The organism is Microtetraspora malaysiensis, assembly GCF_050947145.1.
GTDB lineage: Bacteria > Actinomycetota > Actinomycetes > Streptosporangiales > Streptosporangiaceae > Microtetraspora_A > Microtetraspora_A malaysiensis.
This window is the reverse complement of record NZ_CP191998.1, coordinates 4,688,140-4,707,824: the sequence shown is the minus strand read 5'-3', so window position 1 is coordinate 4,707,824 and position 19,685 is coordinate 4,688,140. Positions and strand designations below refer to the sequence as shown.

At 70.7% G+C, this 19,685-nt stretch carries 21 protein-coding genes; 11 read left to right on the top strand and 10 right to left on the bottom strand.

Annotation, left to right across the window (positions count from 1 at the left end; all coding sequences use genetic code 11):
• Positions 1–129: 129 nt before the first annotated feature.
• Both ACQP1V_RS22315 and ACQP1V_RS22310 read right to left on the bottom strand, forming a co-directional pair.
• On the bottom strand, positions 130–933 hold the full coding sequence (locus ACQP1V_RS22315) for an aminoglycoside N(3)-acetyltransferase (RefSeq protein WP_433411338.1): 804 nt from the start codon (positions 931–933) through the stop codon (positions 130–132).
• Complete coding sequence (locus tag ACQP1V_RS22310; protein ID WP_433411336.1) at positions 930–1,916, bottom strand: alpha/beta hydrolase; 987 nt, start codon at positions 1,914–1,916, stop codon at positions 930–932. Before ACQP1V_RS22310 ends, ACQP1V_RS22315 begins: the two co-directional genes overlap by 4 nt.
• Positions 1,917–2,094: 178 nt before the next feature.
• On the opposite strand from ACQP1V_RS22310, the gene ACQP1V_RS22305 reads away from it, so the two are divergent.
• Positions 2,095–2,748 (top strand): TetR/AcrR family transcriptional regulator, encoded by a 654-nt coding sequence (locus tag ACQP1V_RS22305; RefSeq protein ID WP_433411334.1) that lies wholly within the window; start codon positions 2,095–2,097, stop codon positions 2,746–2,748.
• A 274-nt stretch (positions 2,749–3,022) separates the two neighbouring features.
• Here the strand turns inward: ACQP1V_RS22305 and ACQP1V_RS22300 are convergent, their stop codons facing one another.
• The 4 genes from ACQP1V_RS22300 to ACQP1V_RS22285 all read right to left on the bottom strand — a co-directional run bounded on the left by ACQP1V_RS22300 (position 3,023) and on the right by ACQP1V_RS22285 (position 6,777).
• On the bottom strand, positions 3,023–4,198 hold the full coding sequence (locus tag ACQP1V_RS22300; RefSeq protein WP_067139345.1) for an acyl-CoA dehydrogenase family protein: 1,176 nt from the start codon (positions 4,196–4,198) through the stop codon (positions 3,023–3,025).
• Between the two features lie 113 nt (positions 4,199–4,311).
• The gene (locus tag ACQP1V_RS22295; RefSeq protein WP_432860514.1) at positions 4,312–4,884 is read right to left on the bottom strand and encodes a TetR/AcrR family transcriptional regulator; all 573 of its coding nucleotides are present in this window, start codon (positions 4,882–4,884) and stop codon (positions 4,312–4,314) included.
• Positions 4,885–4,960: 76 nt separating this feature from the next.
• Positions 4,961–5,635, bottom strand: a complete 675-nt coding sequence (locus tag ACQP1V_RS22290; protein ID WP_387417173.1) for a response regulator — start codon at positions 5,633–5,635, stop codon at positions 4,961–4,963.
• On the bottom strand, positions 5,632–6,777 hold the full coding sequence (locus ACQP1V_RS22285) for a sensor histidine kinase (protein WP_433411331.1): 1,146 nt from the start codon (positions 6,775–6,777) through the stop codon (positions 5,632–5,634). Before ACQP1V_RS22285 ends, ACQP1V_RS22290 begins: the two co-directional genes overlap by 4 nt.
• 275 nt (positions 6,778–7,052) lie before the next feature.
• On the opposite strand from ACQP1V_RS22285, the gene ACQP1V_RS22280 reads away from it, so the two are divergent.
• Genes ACQP1V_RS22280 through ACQP1V_RS22265 form a run of 4 tightly spaced genes read left to right on the top strand, consistent with a single transcriptional unit; the run spans position 7,053 to position 9,854 of the window.
• On the top strand, positions 7,053–7,400 hold the full coding sequence (locus ACQP1V_RS22280) for a hypothetical protein (protein ID WP_433411329.1): 348 nt from the start codon (positions 7,053–7,055) through the stop codon (positions 7,398–7,400).
• Entirely contained in the window at positions 7,397–8,857 is a 1,461-nt protein-coding gene (locus tag ACQP1V_RS22275; protein WP_433411327.1) for a multicopper oxidase family protein, read from the top strand. Before ACQP1V_RS22280 ends, ACQP1V_RS22275 begins: the two co-directional genes overlap by 4 nt.
• Positions 8,857–9,219 carry a nuclear transport factor 2 family protein gene (locus ACQP1V_RS22270; RefSeq protein WP_433411325.1) on the top strand — a complete coding sequence of 121 codons (363 nt, stop codon included), beginning with the start codon at positions 8,857–8,859 and terminating at the stop codon, positions 9,217–9,219. The genes ACQP1V_RS22275 and ACQP1V_RS22270 overlap by 1 nt, the downstream gene beginning before the upstream one ends.
• Complete coding sequence (locus tag ACQP1V_RS22265; protein WP_433411323.1) at positions 9,216–9,854, top strand: NAD(P)-dependent oxidoreductase; 639 nt, start codon at positions 9,216–9,218, stop codon at positions 9,852–9,854. Before ACQP1V_RS22270 ends, ACQP1V_RS22265 begins: the two co-directional genes overlap by 4 nt.
• 304 nt (positions 9,855–10,158) lie before the next feature.
• Here the strand turns inward: ACQP1V_RS22265 and ACQP1V_RS22260 are convergent, their stop codons facing one another.
• The gene (locus tag ACQP1V_RS22260) at positions 10,159–10,410 is read right to left on the bottom strand and encodes a hypothetical protein (protein ID WP_433411321.1); all 252 of its coding nucleotides are present in this window, start codon (positions 10,408–10,410) and stop codon (positions 10,159–10,161) included.
• A gap of 238 nt (positions 10,411–10,648) precedes the next feature.
• Between ACQP1V_RS22260 and ACQP1V_RS22255 the strand changes: the two genes are divergently transcribed.
• Complete coding sequence (locus ACQP1V_RS22255; RefSeq protein WP_433411319.1) at positions 10,649–11,104, top strand: GbsR/MarR family transcriptional regulator; 456 nt, start codon at positions 10,649–10,651, stop codon at positions 11,102–11,104.
• 9 nt (positions 11,105–11,113) lie between these two features.
• Positions 11,114–11,926 (top strand): class I SAM-dependent methyltransferase, encoded by an 813-nt coding sequence (locus tag ACQP1V_RS22250; RefSeq protein WP_433411316.1) that lies wholly within the window; start codon positions 11,114–11,116, stop codon positions 11,924–11,926.
• 51 nt (positions 11,927–11,977) lie between these two features.
• Here ACQP1V_RS22250 and bla read toward each other — a convergent pair whose 3' ends face one another.
• From bla to ACQP1V_RS22235, 3 genes are all read right to left on the bottom strand, one after another.
• Positions 11,978–12,925, bottom strand: a complete 948-nt coding sequence (gene bla / locus ACQP1V_RS22245; RefSeq protein WP_433411314.1) for a class A beta-lactamase — start codon at positions 12,923–12,925, stop codon at positions 11,978–11,980.
• A gap of 149 nt (positions 12,926–13,074) precedes the next feature.
• Positions 13,075–15,225, bottom strand: coding sequence for an RNA polymerase recycling motor ATPase HelR (gene helR / locus ACQP1V_RS22240; RefSeq protein ID WP_433411312.1), 2,151 nt, complete (start codon positions 15,223–15,225; stop codon positions 13,075–13,077).
• A gap of 187 nt (positions 15,226–15,412) precedes the next feature.
• Positions 15,413–16,660 carry a glycosyltransferase gene (locus ACQP1V_RS22235; RefSeq protein ID WP_433411310.1) on the bottom strand — a complete coding sequence of 416 codons (1,248 nt, stop codon included), beginning with the start codon at positions 16,658–16,660 and terminating at the stop codon, positions 15,413–15,415.
• 535 nt (positions 16,661–17,195) lie between these two features.
• Between ACQP1V_RS22235 and ACQP1V_RS22230 the strand changes: the two genes are divergently transcribed.
• Genes ACQP1V_RS22230 through ACQP1V_RS22215 form a run of 4 tightly spaced genes read left to right on the top strand, consistent with a single transcriptional unit; the run spans position 17,196 to position 19,640 of the window.
• On the top strand, positions 17,196–17,555 hold the full coding sequence (locus tag ACQP1V_RS22230; RefSeq protein ID WP_433411308.1) for a hypothetical protein: 360 nt from the start codon (positions 17,196–17,198) through the stop codon (positions 17,553–17,555).
• Positions 17,552–17,701, top strand: a complete 150-nt coding sequence (locus ACQP1V_RS22225) for a hypothetical protein (RefSeq protein WP_433411306.1) — start codon at positions 17,552–17,554, stop codon at positions 17,699–17,701. Before ACQP1V_RS22230 ends, ACQP1V_RS22225 begins: the two co-directional genes overlap by 4 nt.
• 26 nt (positions 17,702–17,727) lie before the next feature.
• Positions 17,728–18,993, top strand: coding sequence for a sensor histidine kinase (locus ACQP1V_RS22220; protein ID WP_433411304.1), 1,266 nt, complete (start codon positions 17,728–17,730; stop codon positions 18,991–18,993).
• Positions 18,990–19,640: a response regulator gene (locus ACQP1V_RS22215; RefSeq protein WP_433411302.1), complete on the top strand. Its 651-nt coding sequence runs from the start codon at positions 18,990–18,992 to the stop codon at positions 19,638–19,640. The genes ACQP1V_RS22220 and ACQP1V_RS22215 overlap by 4 nt, the downstream gene beginning before the upstream one ends.
• Positions 19,641–19,685 lie beyond the last annotated feature (45 nt).

Genomic DNA, 19,685 nt, shown 5'->3' with positions numbered 1-19,685 from the left:
GGCCGACCACATGATCGGCTACTGGACTCGTTCGCTCGGGAGCCGGTAGCTCCGGAACGAGCGGTCACTGCCTCAGGGCACCTCGCCGGGCAGGGCCTGCCTCGGCAGACAGCCTGTTGCCCATGCCTGCTACCCGGCGCCGGGGGGGAGTAGTTCGGTGAGGCGGGGGACAGCAAAGGACACGAAGGGTTGTACGGGGATCAAGCGGCAGGGAGCGTCACCGACCATGACCTCGAGGATGCCGGCGTGCTCTTCGAACTCGTGGCCGACGGTGGGGAAGTGCATGTCATTGTCGTTACCGACGTCGAGTGTCTCCAGCCAGACTCGTTCGCCGTCGATGTCCATCGGAAAGCGGCGTACCTTCAGGCGGGGGTGGGGCGTCAAGGTCTCGGCGTAGTGCAGGAACGTGTTGCGATTGTGGCCGACGCCGATGAGCAGGATGTAGCCGCCGATGTCGTACAGACGGCCGAACGGCGATGTACGACCGACGGCGAATCCCAGCGTCTGGCGACCCGCGATGGTGGCGGCATCAGCACCGACGGCAGCCACGGATGCCTGAGGGTGCGGACTGCGCACGCTGTCGGGCAGGGAGCGCAAGGCCTCGGGTATCGCGCCCATGCTGGACGGCAGGTCAACATCGAAGATCGGCACCGTCGCACGTCGTTCGCGTACCGCGGCGCTGGGCATGCCGGCATGGTCGGGGTCGGGGTCGGTGACTTGCCAGGTGAAGGTGGGCGTCACGATCGTCCCTGTGGGTCCGACTGCGGTACGTAGGCTTTCGACCACGGTCGCCGCGCCGCCTTCGACGTGGCCAAGGCTGGACAGCGAAGAGTGCACGATCAGGGCCATGCCTTCCTCGACCCCGACCTCGCGCCAGCCCTCCACCAGTTCGGCTGCGGTGAGCCCACCGGTCCTCGGCTTCGTCGTCGTCATACTCGGCATCTCCCATCGTGACACCCTGCCAGGGCCGCGCGGAGGAACTCGAGGATCTCCGCCCGGGCGGTCTCGGCCTGCGGTTCCACGCCCGGCATGGAGAGGAACGCATGCCTCGCTCCGGGGTATTCGGTCAGCCGCGCGGATGTCCCGGCCGCCCGCAGTCGTTCGGCGTAGCGGCGGCCGTGATCGGCCACCGCGTCCCGGGTCGGCACCACCACGAGTGCCGGGGCCAACCCGCCCAGGTTCTCGGCGTACAGCGGTGAGAGCGCGCGGGCGTCGGTTCCCGGCGGAACCGCGAGCCGCTGGAACAGCCGCAGCAGCGGCACCGCCCGGGTCGGGCTGTAGCCGTACTCGGCGATCGAGGCATGGTCGAACATCGTCTCGGTCACATCGACGGCGGGGTTGACCAGCACCTGCGCCTTGAGCCGCAGGCCGGCCTCCCTGGCTCGTATGGCAGCCAGCGCGCTGATCAGCGCACCGCAGCTCTCGCCGAACACGACCGTGCGCGTGGGGTCGATGCCCCACTGCGCGGCGTGCCGCATCACGTGCCGGAGCACGTCCCAGGCGTCGTCGGCGGCCGCCGACAGCGGGGTTGCCGCATCGAGGAGGCGGTGCTCGACCGAGACGACGATGGCGGGCAGCCGGGCGGCGAGGTGGCTGTTGGTCCAGTCGCACTGCACCGCCGTGCCCACGAAGCTGCCTCCGTGTACGTGGAGCAGGAGCGGTAGCTCGGCCGGGGCGGCCTCCCTGGCGCGGTTCTCGTCGGCGGGCCGGTACACCCGGACCGGGAGGTCGCGGTCGGGCAGCGCCACCTCCTGCCAGTCGATCGCGGCGCCGGGATCCGGATCCCCGGTGATCGCCCGCGCCGCGCTGGAGGCTCGGAAGCGGTTCTCCGCGTCGCGGTAGGCGATCAGTTCCTCGGCTGTTATCGCCGACCAGTCCGGCTCCAGCGGCCGCGTCGTAGCGGTGGGCTCGCTCATGTCTCCTTCTCCCCTCCCCGGCTGGCGGCCGGGTGTGTCGTGGTGGCCGTGCATTTCGGGCGTTGCGCAGGTCGTGCAGTCTCCCGAAAAGCATGCGTCCTCATTATGCACGCAGTGCGTGCATCAGCAAGTGCATAAGTTAGGCTGAGTCACGACGAGGAGCGGCGAGAGGGGCGAGATGGCAGGCCGAAGGCGTTGGTCGACCGAGGAGATCCTGGACACGGCGGCAGAGTTGCTGCGCACGAGCGACGCCGAGTCGTTCAGCGTTCGCAAGCTCGCCGCAGCGCTCGGAACCGACTCCTCCAGCCTCTACCGGCACTTCCGCAACAAGACCGAGCTGCTGCGCGCGGTCGCTGACCGGGTCCTGCTGTCCGCCATGGACGGCTACCACCCCGAGGGCGACTGGAAGCAGCGCATCACCACCCTGGCTCTGCGCCTGAGAGAGTCATTCGGCGAGCAACCCCAACTCGCCGCGATCTGGGGACGCTACGCGTCAGGCGGCACCGGCTCCCGGCTGGTCATGGAGGAGCTGCTCCAGGCACTGCGCGCCTCGGGCCTGCCCGACGCGGAGATCCCGGCGCGCTACCACCGGATCGTGATCCTCATTGCGGCGCTGATCTCCTCCGAGGCCGGGTTTGGCGCCATCACCCCCAAGGAGCACGAACAGGGCATGGAGCAGTTCCGCGTCGCGGTCCTGGGTGCCGACCCCGAACGCTTCCCCGCCCTGGCCCACTTCGCCCGCGACATCCGCCCCCTCGGGGCCGACCGCCGCGCCTCGTTCGAGGAGATCCTCGCCGCCCAACTCGCCCACCTCGAGGCCCAGATCCCCTGACGCGCCCTCACGGTCGGCCGCCGCCGGGGCCGGACTCCGGTCAGCCGAAAGGGGCGTCCGAAGCCATAGCTTCGGACGCCCCTTTCGGCTGTACGAACCGCGGCTACCCGTCCTCGCTGTCGTCCGTCTCGACGTCGCTGTGCGGGTCACGCAGCTGCCGCGGGTCCGGTGCCGGCGGCCGGGTGAAGGCGTGGCGGCCCAGGAAGATGATGTGGTCGTACTGGAGCGGGGACAGGTGGGCGAGCGGGTCGTCGGTGACGGGGAACCCGTTGGGCTACTCGCCGACCACGGTGATGCCACCCCTCCCGGGGCGAGTGAGCGTCCGGCTGATGACCATGCGCTGGATCTGGTTGGTGCCCTCGAAGATCTGCATCACCTTGGCCTCGCGCATGTACCGCTCGACGGGGAAGTCACGCGTGTAGCCGTAGCCCCCGAGCACCTGCACGGCGTCGGTGGTCACCTTCATCGCGTTGTCGGTCGCGACGAGCTTGGCGACGGAGGCCTCGGCGGTGAACGGCAGCCCGTGGTCCCTCAGCCGGGCGGCGGCCAGGGTGGTGGCGCGGGCGGACTCGACCGCCGCCGCCATGTCGGCCAGCACGAACGCCAGCCCCTGGTGTTCGATGATCGGCTTTCCGAAGGTCTCGCGCTCCTGGGCGTAGCGCACGGCGTGGTCCAGGGCGCCCTGCGCCAGCCCGGTGGCGACGGCGGCGATGCCGAGCCGGCCCGAGTCCAGCGAGGAGAGCGCGATCGCCAGGCCCTGACCCTCCTCGCCGATCCTGCGGTGCACGGGGACGCGGACGTCCTCCAGGTGCATGGTGGCGGTGGTCGAGCCGGTCAGGCCCATTTTCCGCTCGGGCGGGGCGGCGGTCAGGCCGGGCGTGTCCGCCGGGATGAGGAAGCACGAGATGCCCCGCGTGCGGTGGTCCGAGGTGCGCGCCATCACGGTGTAGAAGTCCGCGTGCCCGCCGTGCGTGGTCCACGCCTTTGCGCCGTTGAGCACGTAGTGGTCGCCGTCCCGGACGGCGCGGGTGCGCATCGCCGCCGGGTCGGAGCCGGCGTGCGGCTCGGACAGGCAGTACGCGCCCAGCAGTTCGCCGCCGAGCATGTCGGGAAGCCACTCCCGCCGCTGCTCCTCGGTTCCGTAGGCGGCCAGGCCGTAGCAGGAGAGCGCGTGCACCGAGACGCCGACCGCGACGCTCGACCAGACGGTCGCGATCTCCTCGAGAACCTGGAGGTAGACCTCGTACGGCTGGGCGCCCCCGCCGTACTCCTCGGGGTAGGGCAGTCCGAGCAGTCCGGCGCGACCCAGCGTGAGGAAGACGTCCCGGGGGAACCGCTCCTCGCTCTCCGCCTCGGCCGCGCGGGGGGCGAGCTCCTTGCTCGCGAGCGCGCGAGTCAGATCGATCAGATCGGCGGCTTCGCGGGTCGGAAGGGTACGGGTGGCGGGCATCGGAGCCTCCACAAGAACGATACTGATGAGAGTACGACAGTATCAATAACAGTACGCTCACCGCCCGCCAAGAGCGGAGACAAAGGGACAGATGCCAATATAAGCGGACTGGCTCAGGAGGAGACGGCGTACACGATCAGCGACGCCAGTTGCGCGTAGGCCTCGGAGTCGCTCAGCCCGGTGCGCGCCCCCACCTCGCCCTGCTGGATCTGCCGCATCGTGGCGGCCGCGACCTCGCCGACGAACGCGGCGTGCACCTCCCGGAAGGCCCCGGCCGCGACGCCTTCGGCGATCAGTTGCCTGACCCGGTCGGCGGCCAGCCGGGTGTTGGCCTCGTACACTTCGCGGGCGGGCCGGAAGTCCGCCATGTCGTCGAGGAACCGCCGCGACAGCGGGCGCAGCTGCTCGGCGACGGTCTCCAGGTAGACCAGCACCCGGTCCGCGGGGGCGGTGGTCGCCGCCACCCGCTTCTCGATCTCCTCGGCCGCGCCGCGGAAGTAGTGCTTGACCGCCTCCTTGACCAGGTCCTGCTTGCTCCCGGCGAGCTGGTACAGCGTCGTCTTCGAGCAGCGGAGCCGCTCGGCCAGGTCGTCCAGGGTGAACGACGCGAACCCCTCCGCGGTGAGCAGCGCGACCAGGCGCTCAAGCAGGTCGGACTGTCGGGCGGTACGGCGGGTCGACGGCATGAACTCAGCCTAGTCACAGGCGTCGCATGCTCCCCGCCCGCAGCTCCCGCCGTACCGAGCCCGCCGTCGACGGGGGTCAGCTCCTCCTGGGAGGTGCGTCGTCCGCGCTGACCAGACCGGACTGGTAGGCGAAGACGACGAGCTGGGCGCGGTCGCGAGCGTGCAGCTTGGTCATGGCGCGGCTGACGTGGGTCTTGGCCGTGGACGGGCTGATCACCAGATGGGCGGCGATCTCGTCGTTGGACATCCCGTGCGCGGCCAGCGCGGTCACCTCGCGCTCGCGCTCGGTGAGCAGGCTCGCCCCCGACGGAGCCGGCTGCGGACGGCGAACGACGAACTCGGCGATGAGGCGGCGGGTGATGGCCGGCGACAGCAGCGCCTCCCCGCGGGCGGCCACCCGGATCCCGTGCAGGAGGTCGGCCGGCTCGGTGTCCTTCACCAGGAACCCGGTGGCGCCGGCGCGCAACGCCTCGTAGACGTACTCGTCCATCCCGTAGTTGGTCAGGATGATCACGTGGACGCCGGACAGGCTCGGGTCGGCGGCGATCCGCCCGGTCGCCTCGATGCCGTTCATGCCGGGCATCTGCACGTCGATGAGGGCGACGTCGGGCAGCCGTTCGCGGATCAGGGCCAGTCCCGACGCTCCGTCTGCCGCCTCGCCGACCACCTCGAAGCCGTCTTCGGCCTCCAGCAGTGCGCGGAAGCCGGCGCGGATGAGGGGCTGGTCGTCGACCAGGAGGATGCGGATCACGAGAGGTCCTCGGTGGGGAGGTCGGCGCGAACGGTGAACCCGCCATGCGGGCGAGGGTGGGCGTGCAGGCTGCCGCCGAGCGCGGTGACGCGCTCGCGCATGCCGGTCAGGCCGTTGCCGGGGGTGGGCGGATCGGACGGCGAGGCCAGGCCGTCGTCGTCGATCTGAACCGTCAGCTCCCGCGTGCCGTAGGCGAGGGTCACCGTGGCGGTGGCGGGGCCGGCGTGACGGGAGGCGTTGGTCAGCGCCTCCTGGATGATGCGGTACGCGGCGCGCTCCACGTGGGCGGGCAGCGCGCGGGCCGGGCCGGTGACCGTCACCGTGGTGGGCAGCCCCGCCGCGCCGACCCGGGCGACCAGGTCGTCCACGCGATCCAGGCCGCTGCCCGCCGAATCGTCGGCGTCGCGCAGCACCTCCAGGGTGGCACGCAGCTCCCGCATGGCATCGGCGCTGGCCTCCTGGATGGCCAGCAGCGCTTCGGGTACATCCTCGCCGCGTTTGCGCGCGAGGTGGACGGCCACACCGGCCTGCACCTTGATGACCGAGATGCTGTGGGTGAGCGAGTCGTGCAGCTCGCGGGCGATGCGCAGCCGCTCCTCCCCGGCACGGCGCAGCGCGGTCGCCTCCCGGGTGCGCTCGGCCTCGGCGGCCCGCTGTTCGGCCTGCTCCAGGTAGGCCTGCCGGTGCCGGCTCACGGTGCCGCTCACGCCGGCGGCCAGGAACCAGCCCATCAACAGGATCGTCCGTTCCACCAGCGCCTGGGCGGGCTGCGCCGCGCCGGCGGTCAGCGCGGCCGTCAGCGAGCCGGCGAGGAACACGAGGCCGGCGATCGCGGAGATCACTGCGGCGTGCCGGCGCCCGTGCCTGACGGCGGTGTAGACGGCGATCATGACGGGGAAAGCGGCCGCCTGAGCGGGGTCGGCGCCGCCCGTGTAGGCGAGCATGCACGTCGTGGTGACGAGCAGCACCAGGGTCGGCGCCCGGCGGCGTACGGCAAGCGCGAGACATCCGACAGCGATGGCCGCGTAACTTAATGGGCCGATGCCGGGCACCGTCGCGGCGCCGGCACTGAACACGACCGCCAGAACCAGCCCGAGGACGGCGTCGGGCACGGTCGCGTGCCCTTTCAGATCAAACCGCACCTCCGCACCATACGGGCGAAGCGGAAATCTCTTCATCCATGCGGTGTGGTATCTCCGGGATACTCCCCACGGCGTATATGGGCGCGGCAGATCACCCCCGGCGTGGTAGCGGCAGTCACTCCCGGTGTGGGACGCCCACGAGCGGCGGCTCGACGACGATTTCGAGCTATGAGAACCCCCGTCAGGACACCCCGCGCCCCCTGAGAGCGCTGACCGCTTTCGTGCGGATCGTCACGATCGCCTCCGTCGCCAACCCCCTACCCGTAAGGAAAACCATGTTCCTGCGTATCGCGCTCCTCGCGCAGACCGTCGCCGTGCTGGTCCAGGCCGTCACCGCGGGGCTGCTGCTGTCCACACCCGGCGGCCGGACGGCGCACAGCGCCACGGCCATCGGCGTGGTGGTCACCGTGCTGCTGCACCTGGTCGCCGCGCTGCTGACGCGGCAGCGGAGCACCATCCTGCCCGCCGTCGGCATGCTGGCGATGACCCTGGTCCAGGTAGCCCTGGGCATGGCCCACATGAAGGCCTTCCACGTCCCGCTCGGCGTACTGATGTTCGGGGTGAGCATGGTCCGGCTCAACCAGGTCTGGTCCGTCGGCCGTGCCAAGACGGCGTCGGCATGACGGTGACCAGACGGCAGGCGCTGCGGCTGCTCGGCGTGGGCGCGGCGCTGAGCGTCTCGGGCTGCTCGCTGCTGGGCCGCACCCCGCTGCCCCGGCTCCTGGCGAGCAGCGCGCCGCTGCCCACGCCGTACACGGTGCCGCTCCCACTGCCCACGGTGGCCAAGCCGCACAAGACGGACACGACCACCGATTACTACGAGCTCGTCCAGCGGACGGCGGAGGTGGAGATCCTGCCCGGCCTGCGCACCCCGATCTGGGGGTACGACGGGCAGTTCCCCGGCCCCACCATCCGGGCGCGCAGCGGCCGCCGGACCGTCGTCCGCGTCGCCAACAACCTGGGCGCGCCGACCGTGACCCACCTGCACGGCGGCCACACCCCGCCGGAATCCGACGGCTATCCGACCGACCTGGTCCAGCCGGGCGCCCACCGCGACTACGTCTTTCCGTTGGAGCAGCGGGCGGCCACGCTGTGGTATCACGATCACCGCATGGACTACACGGGGCCGCAGGTATGGCGCGGGCTGGCCGGGTTCTTCCTGATCGACGACGACGAGGAGAAGGCGCTGCCGCTCCCGTCGGGCGAGCGGGACGTGCCGCTGATGATCTGCGACCGCTCCTTCGCCCCTGACGGCACCATGCCGTACCCGGCCCGGCAGGACGGGCCCGGCGCCCGGGAGGCGTTCATGGGCGGCGTGTTCGGCGACGTCATCCTGGTCAACGGAGCGCCCTGGCCACAGCTCGGGGTGGACCGCGCCCGCTACCGGCTGCGGTTCCTCAACGGCTCCAACGCGCGCACGTACGAGCTGGCCCTGTCGCCCGGTGGCAAGCTGGTGCGGATCGCCGGGGACGGCGGGCTGCTGGCCGCGCCCCAGACCGTCGATCGGATACGGCTGGCACCGGGCGAGCGCGTGGAGGCGGTGGTCGACTTCGCCGCCTACCGGGTGGGCGACCACGTCGAGCTGCGCAACCTCGCGGATGAAGGGCCCCAGGCCCGCGTGATGCGCTTCACCGTCGAGCGCGACGCCCGGGACGACTCGGCCGTGCCGGCGACGCTGTCGCGCGTTGAGCGCCTCGACCCGGACCGGGCCGCGGTGACCCGGGACTTCGAGTTCAACAGCGGCAACATGCACGGTCACACCGGCTGGCTGATCAACGGCATGCCCTTCGACGTGCGTCGCGTCGACGCCCGGCCGAAGCTCGGTGACATCGAGATCTGGCGGCTGACCAGCGACGTCGCCCACCCCGTGCACCTGCACCTGGCGCCCTTCCAGGTGCTGTCGGTCGGCGGCGATCGCCCCAGCGGACCGCCCGAGTGGAAGGACACCGTCGAGTTGCGGGAGGCGCAGACCGTGGAGATCATCACCCGTTTCACCGGCTACCGGGGCCGGTACGTCCTGCACTGCCACAATCTCGAACACGAGGACATGGCCATGATGAGCACTTTCGAGGTCGTCTGATGCCTGACCTCCACGCCTTCCTGACCCGCCTGCCGCATGAACTGGCCTTCAGCTCGGAGGATCCGGCCGCGATCGTCGACCGCTACTACGCGCCTGAGATCGAGTACCGCAACGACGGGATCGCCCTCGACCGCCAACGGCTGATCGACCACACCGGTCCGGCGCGCAAGAACGCCCGCGAACTGGAAATCCAGGTGCACGAAACGCTGCTCGACGGCGATCGGGCCGCCGCCCGGTACACCATGACCGTTCTGACCAGGAAGGGCCAGGCCCTGCAGATCGAGGCCTACCTGTTCGCCCAGTTCGCCGCGGACGGGCGGGTCCTCCGGGTCGACTCGATCACCCGGACGGCGAGCGCGTGAATGTCACCCTCATCGGCTCCACGGGACGCACCGGCCGCCATGTCCTGGCTGAGGCGCTGCGCCGCGGCCACCGCGTCACCGCGTGCACCAGGAACGCCGCCGCGCTGCCCGAGAACGTGGAACCGCACACCGTCGTCGAGGGCGACGGCCGCGACCCCGACAAGATGCGCGCCGCCGTCGCGGACGCCGACGTGGTGATCTCCATCATCAACGGCGGTGACAGCCACGACCCGCACCGGGCGGCCCAGGCGACCCGCACCGTCATTCAGGCCATGGCCGAGACCGGGGCACGGCGCCTGGTCGTCACCACGCCGTACCCGATCGTCGCCCGGCGGCCGTACCTGCTGATGGGGCTGCTGCGCCGCCTGCTGGCCACCCAGTACGCCGACGCCCGCGACCTGGAACAGGCCGTCGCCGCGAGCGGCCTGGACTGGACCGTCTCCCGGCTGACCAGGCTCACCGACCGGCCCGCCACCGGCTCCGTGCTGGTCAACCGCGGCCTGCTGGCCAAACCGCGTGCGCTGACCCGGGCGGACGTGGCCACCGCGCTCCTGGACATCGCCCAGGACGACGGCCTGTACCGCGTGGCCGTCAACGTCTGCGGCGGGAACGCCCGGCCACACAGCGGTTCCTGACGCACACGGTCCGAGGGGTCAGGGCCGGGCCCCGCTTCCTTCCAGGCCGCCGCCAGCCGCTCCGCCATCGCGGCCTGGTCCCACAGCTCGGCCGGATCGTCGGGCATGGCGACCGGTGCAGCCGCTCGGGCGTGGCCCAGCCTTCGGGCACGGCGTGGATGTCGAGAAGACCTGCGGGACGGTAGCTGAATCGGGCGGCTTCGCCCGGCACCCGCAGCCGACGCTCCGCGATGCGGCCGTCGGGCCCGATCGCGATGGCCTTCTCGCGGTCGTGGACGGTCAGGACGGGCCAGCTCGCCCGGCATCAGAAGTTCTCGCCCGAGAGCTCGGCGGCGGCCTCGTCGAGGGCGGCCCAGCCCAGCTCGTCGAGGATGCCCGCCCGCAGCGTGCGGGTCAGCGGCGGCACCAGGTCGAGCTCTGTGACCCGGGCGAGCAGGTCGGGCATCTCTTTCAGCATGTCCGCACGGATGTTCGCGTCCATCCAACGGAGCGCGCGGGCCGCGTCCGCCAGTGCCGATATGCCGAGATGCCCGGCGATGCCCGCAACCCCTTCCACAGACGCGACCCCGGTGTTGCTAGTGCTAGTAATTTCAGTCATGATTGAAATAACTAGCAACCTCACACGAGGGCGAGCCATGGAACATGTGACCTTCAGCAGCCTCGGCACCCGCTGCGCGGGTGATCTGTACCTGCGCCAGACCCGGCTCGCGGACGTCACCCCGACACCCACCTGCGATTCGGTAGCCGCCATGACACAGTGATCCGGCACACGATCAACAACGGAGGATACGACGATGGGCAGCGAGGAACAGCGGGACCGCCTGCTTCGATGGGTGGAGCGGGTGGCCGCCTTCTGCGTCGAGGAGTGGGGGCTGCCGCCCATCACCGGACGCATCCTCGGGTGGCTCATGATCTGCGACCCGGCCGAGCAGTCCGCCGGCCAGATCGCGGAGGTGATCCAGGCCAGCCGCGCCTCGCTCACCTCGAACATGCGCTTCCTCACCGCCATCGACCTGGTCAAAAAGGTGAGAAGGCCCGGTGATCGCACCTCCTACTACCGCATCGAAGACGACGCCTGGCAGAAGGTCATCCAGCGCAAGCTCGAAAGCCTGAGCGCGTTCGGCGAGATCGCCGACGAAGGGCTCGACATCGCGGGCGGCCAGGGCCACCGCGCCGAGCGCATCAAGGCCGCCCACGACTCCCTGACGTGGCTGCAGAACCTCGCAGCCCGCCATCCGCTACGCCGTTAAGGAACCTCCATGCACCGCCGGCAACCCAAACTCGGGCTGATCCAGGAAACGCTGCTGCTCACTCTCCACGCCAGAGCCCTGGACGCCAGGCTGCCCGCCCCGATCCTCGGCGACACGCTCTCCGCCGACCTGGCCGACACCATCGACTACGACTTCGGCAAGCTGAAGGTCAAGCCCAACCTCGTCGCCACCACCGCACTGCGCGCCAAGAAGCTCGACGACGTCGTCCGCGCCTACATCGCCGCCCACCCCGGATGCGTGGTGCTCGACCTGGGCTGCGGCCTGGACACCCGGATGTTCCGTTGTGATCCTCCGCCGAGCGTCGACTGGTACGACATCGACTTCCCCGATGTGGTTAACCTGCGATCCGAAAGCCTGCCCGGCCGGTCCCACCTGGTCGCGGCCGACCTCACCACATCCGACTGGCTTGCCGCCGTCCCCGGCGACCGGCCCACGATGATCGTCGCCGAGGGGCTGTTCCCCTTCATGCCCGGCGACTCCTTCCAGACGATGACCCGCGAGCTGACCGGCCATTTCCCCACGGGCGAACTCGCGCTCAACGGCTATACCCGCTTCGCCGCCTGGGCCATGAAGTACCACCCGAGCATCAAGGCGCTCGGCATCAAAGCCGCCCAGGGCTTCGACGACCCGCACGAACCGGAATCCTGGGGCGCGGGCCTCGAACTGGTCGAGGAGCAGATCCTCACCCGCGCACCGGAAGTAGCCCGGTTCCCACAACCGCTTCGGGCGCTGACCCGTCTCACCGCCCGCAGTACAGCCTTGTCCCGGCAAGGCGCGCGCATTCTCCGCTACCGGTTCTGACCGCGCGCCGGCCGCGCCGGCGACGGTGGACGCGTCAGATCCGATGGTCGCTCACAGCCTGCCGAGGGCCTTGGCCAGCGCGGTCGCGGTGGAGGCGATCACCGTGTCATCGTTCGGAGTGTTGCTGACGTTGCGGTTGGTGAACACCGACAGGATGATCGGCGCGTTCGAACCGGGCGTCCAGACGATCGCCAGGTCGTTGGCGGTGCCGTAGTTGCTCGCGCCGCCGGTTCCGGTCTTGTCACCGATCGTCCAGTCCTTGGGGAGCCCCGCCCGGATCCGGTTGTCGCCGGTGAGGTTGGCCCTCAGCCACCCGACCAACCGCTCTCGGTCGCGGGGGTGGAGGGTCTTGCCGGTGGCGAGCTTGGTGAAGGTCTGTGCGGCCGCCGCGGGGGTGCTGGTGTCGCGCTCTTCACCGGGCTTCCACTGGGTCAGCGTGGGCTCCGGTCGGTCCAGGCGGCTCGTCCGGTCACCGGTGGCACGGAAGAACTCGGTCAGCCCGCCCGGCCCGCCGATCTGCTTCAGCAGAGTGTTGCCCGCGAAGCCGTCGGATTTGGTGATCCCGGCGCGGCACAGCTGCGCAGGTGTCATGCCGGTGTCGGTGTATTCGGTGGTCTCGGGGGAGTTCCCGGTCAGCTCGGCCATGTCGGCAGGCTTCCAGCGAACCACCTTGTCCATCAGCCCGGGGGCGCTGGTGCGTGCTTTGTGCAGCACTGCCGCGCACGCGAACACCTTGAACATGGAGTTGAACGGGAAGCGCTCGTCGGCCCGGTAGCCGACCGTCTTGCCGGTCCCCAGGTCGATGCCCACCGCGCCGATACGCCCGTTGTAGGACTGCTCGAGTTCCTGCAGCGTCTTGTCCAGGTCCCTGGAGGGGGCGCTGCTCCCTGTCCGCGCGGGGGCGCCGGTGGCGGCACCCGCCGTAGAGGCGGTGCCGCCCAGCAGCGCGGAAGCGGTCAGTGTCGCGACGCCCAGCCGCAGCAGTAGATGTTGTGCCATGCCGACAAGAAGATCAGAAACGGTGCAAGCATGTCCAATATTGATATTGCTCAAACTTATATATCGATATCGATATCCATGCTGGTCAATGACCTCCACCGGGTGGCGTGTCGGCCGCCAGGAGCGGGTGTTCGTCCGTCCGGCCGACGTCAGGAGCTCGTGAGGATGACGAGTCGCTGGGTCGCTCGGGTCATCGCGACATAGCGGTCGACCGCTCCTTCGATGCCCTCGCCGAACTTCTCCGGGTCGATGAGGACGACCAGGTCGAACTCGAGCCCCTTCGACAGCTCCGGGGTCAGCGACCGGACACGGGACGTCTCCCGGAACGTGGGGTCGCCGATGACACAGGCGATCCCATCGGCATGTTCGGCGATCCAGGCGTCGAGGATCGAGCTCAGCTCCGAGGCGGACCCGTGGACGACGGGGACGCCACTGCTGCGGATGGACGTCGGCACGTTGGCGTCCGGGAGCGCGGCCCGGATGACCGGCTCGGCCTCCGCCATGACCTCTTCCGGCGTCCGATAGTTGACGCTCAGGGAGGCCAGGCCGATCCGGTCCAGCCCGACCCGCTCGAGCCGCTCCTGCCACGACTCGGTGAACCCGTGCCTGGCCTGGGCACGGTCCCCGACGATGGTGAAACTCCGGGACGGGCAGCGGAGCAGCAGCATCTGCCACTCCGCGTCGGTGAGCTCCTGAGCCTCGTCCACGACGATGTGCGCGAACGGACCGGCGAGCAGGTCCGGGGTGAGGGTGGGCAGCTCGGACTCGTCGACCAGATTTCGCTGGAGGTCCTCTCGGCGCAGCTGCGTCACGAGGCCTTCGCCGTCGTCATCGGCCTCGATCAGGTGGTCGACGACCTGGGCCATGCGCTCGCGTTGGGCGGCGAGAGCGGCTTCCTGCCGGCGCTTGCGTCGTGACGCCTCCGGGTCGCCGAGCCGCTGCCGTGCCGCGTCCAGCAGCGGCAGGTCGGACACCGTCCAGGCCTGGGCGTCCTCGCGCTGTAGCTTCCGAACGTCGTCGGGGCCGAGCCAGGGAGCGCACAGCCGCAGGTAGGCGGGCACCGACCACAGGTCACCGACGAGGTCGGCCGCTTCGATCAGCGGCCACGCGCGGTTGAAGGTCGTGAGCAGCTCCCGGTTCCGCAACAGCGACCTGCGGAGCAGGTCGGCCGGTGCTTCGTCGTCATCGTGCTTGTCCGTCAGGATCGTGAGCAGTTCCTCCCAGATCTGGTCGCGCGCCTCGTTGTGCGGAGTGCCGGGTTCTGGCGCTTGGAACGCCTCGGCCCAGTCGTCGGCGCTCAGCCGGATGTCGGACCAGGGGGTCGTGACCGTCATCCCCGTGGTGGGCGGGTTCTCGTAGAACCTGACGGCCGGCTCGATCGCCTTCACCAGGTCCGCGGACGATTTCAGGCGGGCCACGTCCGGGTCGGCCTCGATCGCGGCCGCGGCTCCCTCGGGGACGAGATCCCGCAGGGTGCAGGTCTGCACGCCCTCCTCCCCGAGGCTGGGGAGGACGTCGGCGACGTAGGCCAGGTAGGGCTGGTGCGGACCGACGAACAGCACGCCGCCCCGTCGGTGACCGAGGCGGGGGTCTGAGTAGAGGAGGTAGGCGGAGCGGTGCAGAGCGACGACGGTCTTCCCCGTGCCAGGACCGCCGTCGACGACGAGCGCGCCGCGGGATCCCGCGCGGATGATGGCGTCCTGGTCAGCCTGGATGGTGCCGAGCACGTCGCGCATCCGCGCGGACCGGTGGCTGCCCAGGCTGGCGATGAAGGCGGACTGGTCGTCGAGCGCGGCGTGCCCTTCGAACCCGTCCGAGGTGAACACCTCGTCCCAGTAGTCGCCGATCCGGCCGCGGGTCCAGCGATACCTGCGGCGGCTCGCCAGCCCCATCGGGTTGGCGTGGGTGGCTCCGAAGAACGGCTCGGCCGCGGGGGAGCGCCAGTCGAGCAGCAGCCGACGACCCGTGCTGTCCGTGAGGCCGAGCCGTCCGACGTACACGGGCTCGGGGGCATCGGCGCCGACCATGCGCCCGAGGCACAGGTCCAGACCGAAGCGACGCAGTGTGCGCAGACGAGCGGTCAGCCGGTGGATCTCCATGTCCCGGTCCATCGCCTGCCGGCCTTTGCCGCCGGGCGCCTTGCGCGCGGCATCGAGGCGGTCGGACAGGTCGGTGGTCGACTGCTCGAGGCTCTCCGCGATGGCCGCGAAGTGCCGCTCATCGTCGGCGATCAGCGTCGGGTCGGCCTTGCGGTTGAGGCGGTCGGGAAGGTCGAACGCGCTGGTGGTCACGCGGTTCACGTCATTAGCTCCGATCAAAGGTCGCTGGCGACCATCACGCGTTCCAAGGCGTCCGAACCGGTGTGCCGAACCGGGTGGTCACGACGAGCAACGCTCCTCCTGACTGGACCCGGTGGTCGATGCCGGTTCAGGTCGCCAGGGTTCGCAGATTCTCGTTCTGGGTCCTGGCTCGGCTGTCCCGGGTGGTTCACGCGGACACCGGCGGCCGTTCACCGGTGACCGCGTCGAGCAGCAGCTTCGCGGCCACCGCCGCCCCGTCGGCGCGGAGCGTGCCGGCCACGGCGGCCGCGCGTGCCCGGGTCTCGGGGGCCAGGGCCGCTTTGAGCGCGGCCGACAGGGACTCGACGGTCGGAGCCGGACCCTCGTGGGCCGCGCCGACGCCCAGCTCGGCCACCCGGCCGGCCCAGTACGGCTGGTCCGCCGTCTGGGGGATCACCACCTGAGGCGCACCGGCCCGCGCGGCGGTCGTCGTCGTGCCCGCGCCGCCGTGGTGCACGACTGCGGCCACCCGGCCGAACAGTGCCTGATGGTTGACCTCGCCGACGACGAAGCAGTCGTCCCGGTCGTCGATCAGGGCAAGCTCCGCCCAGCCGCGCCCGACGAGCACGCGGCGCCCCTGCGCGCGGATCGCCTCGACGGCCACCTCGGCGACGTCCGCCGACGCGCGCATCGGCATGCTGCCGAAGCCCACGTACACCGGTGGCGTGCCGGCGTCCAGGAACGCCACCAACTCGGCCGGGAGCGGGCGCTCGTCCGGCAGGATCCACGCGCCGGTCTGGACGACGTCGAGGTCCGGCGTCTCCTGCCACGGGTCCAGGATCGGGTCCGTCGCCAGCCACGGCCGGCCGCCGATGACGTAGTCGCGGACGCTCTCCACCGGGGGCAGGCCGTTCGATGCCCGGTTCGTGTTGAGCGCCGCACCGAACAGCGCGTTGATGCTCTGGGCGTCCAGGTCCCACAGCGCCCGGTTGTCGGTTACCTCCGGCGGGAACGACCGGCCCGGATACGCCAGCGGCGGGCGGTCCGGCGACGGCAGGGTGAGCTGCTGGAAGGTCACGGACACAGAGCGGATGCCCAGTTTCTCGGCCACCGACAGCGCGCCGGCCGCGGCGGGCATCATCCCGGTCGCCACCAGCGCGTCACATCCCTCGGCCGCCGCGGTGACCGCGTCGAACTGGCCGGCGATCAACTCGGCCGCGCGCCGGGGCAGGTCCGCCGGCGACGACGACGGCGACGGTGGCGCGGTCGTCAGTGCGCGCGCCGACCGGCCGACCGGCACCATCGGTACGCCGACACCGGCCAGCCGTTGCGCGAAGTCCTCGTCCGGCGGCGCGCACACCCGCACCTCCGCACCGAGCTCCCGCAAGCGCACGGCGAGCCCCACCAGAGGTTCGACGTCCCCGCGCGACCCATACGTCGACAACAACACACGCATTCCGCGTCCCCGTTTCCGCAGCTTCCGGCCTCGGCCGGCGACCAGGTTCTGGCCTCGGCCGACGATTCTGCGGTACGACCGGGGTCTTGCCGCAAGCCCCCCGGTGCGCTATACGTTGAGAGTGGAAAGGCGCGGTTGTTCCCCTTTCCCTTCATCGCCCACCCCGGGCGGACATCCTCCTCACGACGCGACGGCACCCCGCGTACGCCGGTGCCGTCGGTGGGAGAGGGTTCCCCGCCAAGAACGCCGGCGGTCGTGCTCGCGGCGAACGTGTGCGAGGCCGAGCGAGGCCCGGACCCGCCCACGTCTTCTTCCGGCCCGTCGCCCGACGCCCACGGCCTGTCGCGGCAGCTCGCCGTCGAGGTTCGTGACCTGCTTCCACACCTCCGACTCCACCGATCGGTGGAGTCGCTCCACCACGTGAGTGAGCGACCGATTCCACCGCCCGCTCGGGAGATCGGGCGATCCGCATGGGGTGCCTCCGTTGCGACGCTGATACTCATCGGCGAACAAAGAAGACGGAGGCAAACCGAACATGCGCAATGTGGTCTGGCTGATCAGCGGGTACGCCGCGGTCAGCCTGCTGACACTGGTGGCGATGATCGTGTTTCGGCACGACGTGACGATGGTCACCGAAGCGGTCTGGGTCCGCGGCACCATCGTCGCCGCCGGCTCGCTGCTCACGCTGTTCTTCGCGGTCCGGGCGGCTCGCGGCGACCGCCGGATGGTGCTGCGGCTGCGCATCGTCACCGCGATCATGCTGGTCGCGATCGTGGTGATCATCGCGCTGCCTGGTATGTTCCCGTTCTGGTTCAAGCTCGAGCAGGGTGTCTGCGGACTGCTCCTGCTGCCCGTGGTCGTGCAGATCAACCGGCGCCCGGCGGTCCGGCCGTGAGTGCGGTGATCGAGAAGGAGAACCTCCACAAGAGCTACGGGGGCACGGTGGCCGTGGACGACGTCTCGTTCGCCGTGGCAGGGGGAGACCTCCGGCATCCTCGGGCACACCGGCGCCGGGAAGACCACGACCGTGGCGGCCGCTAGATTGTTCCGCCGGGAGTAGGTGCGCGATGCAGAATTGGCGGATGGCCGGGTCGGCGGGCTGGAACCAGCGGTTCCAGCCCGCGGTCACCGTGGCCCCGTACGTGCTGCTGGCCGTCATGGCCGCCCTGACCATCGCCTTCAAGCACAACCGGCCGGGCTCCCTCGCCGTCGACCTCGCGCTCTGCGCGGCGGCCGCGCTGTGGAGCCTGGTGCTTTTCACACTGCGCCCGCAGTGGCGCGTCCGGATCGGCGTGATGGGCGTCTTCCTGGCCGGCCTGATCCTGTTCGGGCTGGTCATGGTCCTGCGCGACCCGTGGTTCGGCTTCTACACGCCGGCGCTGTACGTCTACGCGTTCTGGATCATCGGCTGGCCGCGCGAGCTGTACTTCATCGCCGGCGCTGCGGTGGTGGCCGGCACGGCACAGTCGGCCGGCCTGGACACCGGCTCCTGGGTCGGCCGCGTCGAGTACCTGGGGGTCCTGGTCGTCAACATCGCGCCGATGTGCCTGCTGGCCTGGATGGGCGAGATCGGCGCGCGGTACTACAACTCCCGGGAGGCGGCGCTGCGCGAGGCCCGCGAGGCCAACGCGCGGCTGGCCGCGGCGCTGGCCGAAAACACGACGCTGCAGGAGCGGTTGATCGAGCAGGCCCGCGCGGCCGGCGTCCTGGACGAGCGGGCCCGGATGGCTCGGGAGATCCACGACACGCTGGCCCAGGGCCTGACCGGCATCGTCACCCAGTTGCAGGCGGCCGAGCACGCGGCCGACGACCCGGCCGCGTGGCGCCGGCACCACGCGGCGGCGACCGCGCTGGCGCGAGAGAGCCTGACCGAGGCGCGGCGCTCGGTGAACGAGTTGCGCCCGGAGCCACTGGAGACCGGCCGCCTGGCCGACGCCATCACCGAGGTGGCGGCCAAGTGGTCGGCCCGCCACAGCATCCCGGCCCAGGTCACCGTCACCGGCGAAACCCGCACGATGCGCCCGGACGCCGAGGTCGCCCTGTTGCGGACCGCCCAAGAGGCCTTGGCCAACGTCGCCAAGCATGCCGGCACCGTCACCCGCGTCGGTCTCACGCTTTCCTACATGGACCAGCAGGTGGCCCTCGACGTCCGCGATGACGGCCGCGGCTTCGACCCGACCGCCCGGGGCGAGGGCGACGGAGGCTTCGGGTTGGTGGCGATGCGGCAGCGGATCGCGGCGTTGTCGGGGACCTTGCAGATCGAATCGGAGGTGGGGGGTGGGACCGGGATCTCGGCCTGCCTGCCCGCCGAGGCGCCGGAGGTGCGTTCGTGAGTGACCCGATCAAGCTGCTCATCGCCGACGACCACCCGGTGGTACGGGACGGGCTGAGCAGCATGTTCGCCCGCGACCCCGAGTTCACCGTGGTCGGCGAGGCGGCGGACGGGGCCGAGGCGGTCCGGCTGGCCGAGGCGCTCGAGCCGGACGTGATCCTGATGGACCTGCGGATGGCCGGCATGGACGGCGTCACCGCGATCGGCGAGCTGACCCGGCGCGGCGTACCGGCCCGGGTGCTGGTGCTGACCACCTACGACACGGACAGCCACGTGCTGCCCGCGATCGAGGCCGGCGCCACCGGCTACCTGCTCAAGGACGCGCCGCGGGACGAGCTGCTGCGCGCCGTACGCTCGGCCGCCCGCGGCGAGGTCGCGCTCTCGCCGTCGGTCGCCGCCCGCCTGATGAGCCGGCTGCGCGCCCCGGCGCCCTCGACCGGCCCGTTGAGTCAGCGCGAGCTGGAGGTGCTGCGCCTGGTCGCGGCCGGCCACACCAACCGGGAGGCCGCCGCCCGGCTGTTCATCACCGAGGCCACGGTCAAGACACACCTGCTCAACATCTACGCGAAGCTCGGCGTCAACTACCGTGCGGCCGCGGTTGCGGAGGGGTACAACCGCGGCCTGCTCGGTGCTCCCGAGCGTCCGTGAATCATCCGGGCGGATCTGATCGATTCGATCATCGTTTGATCGGGT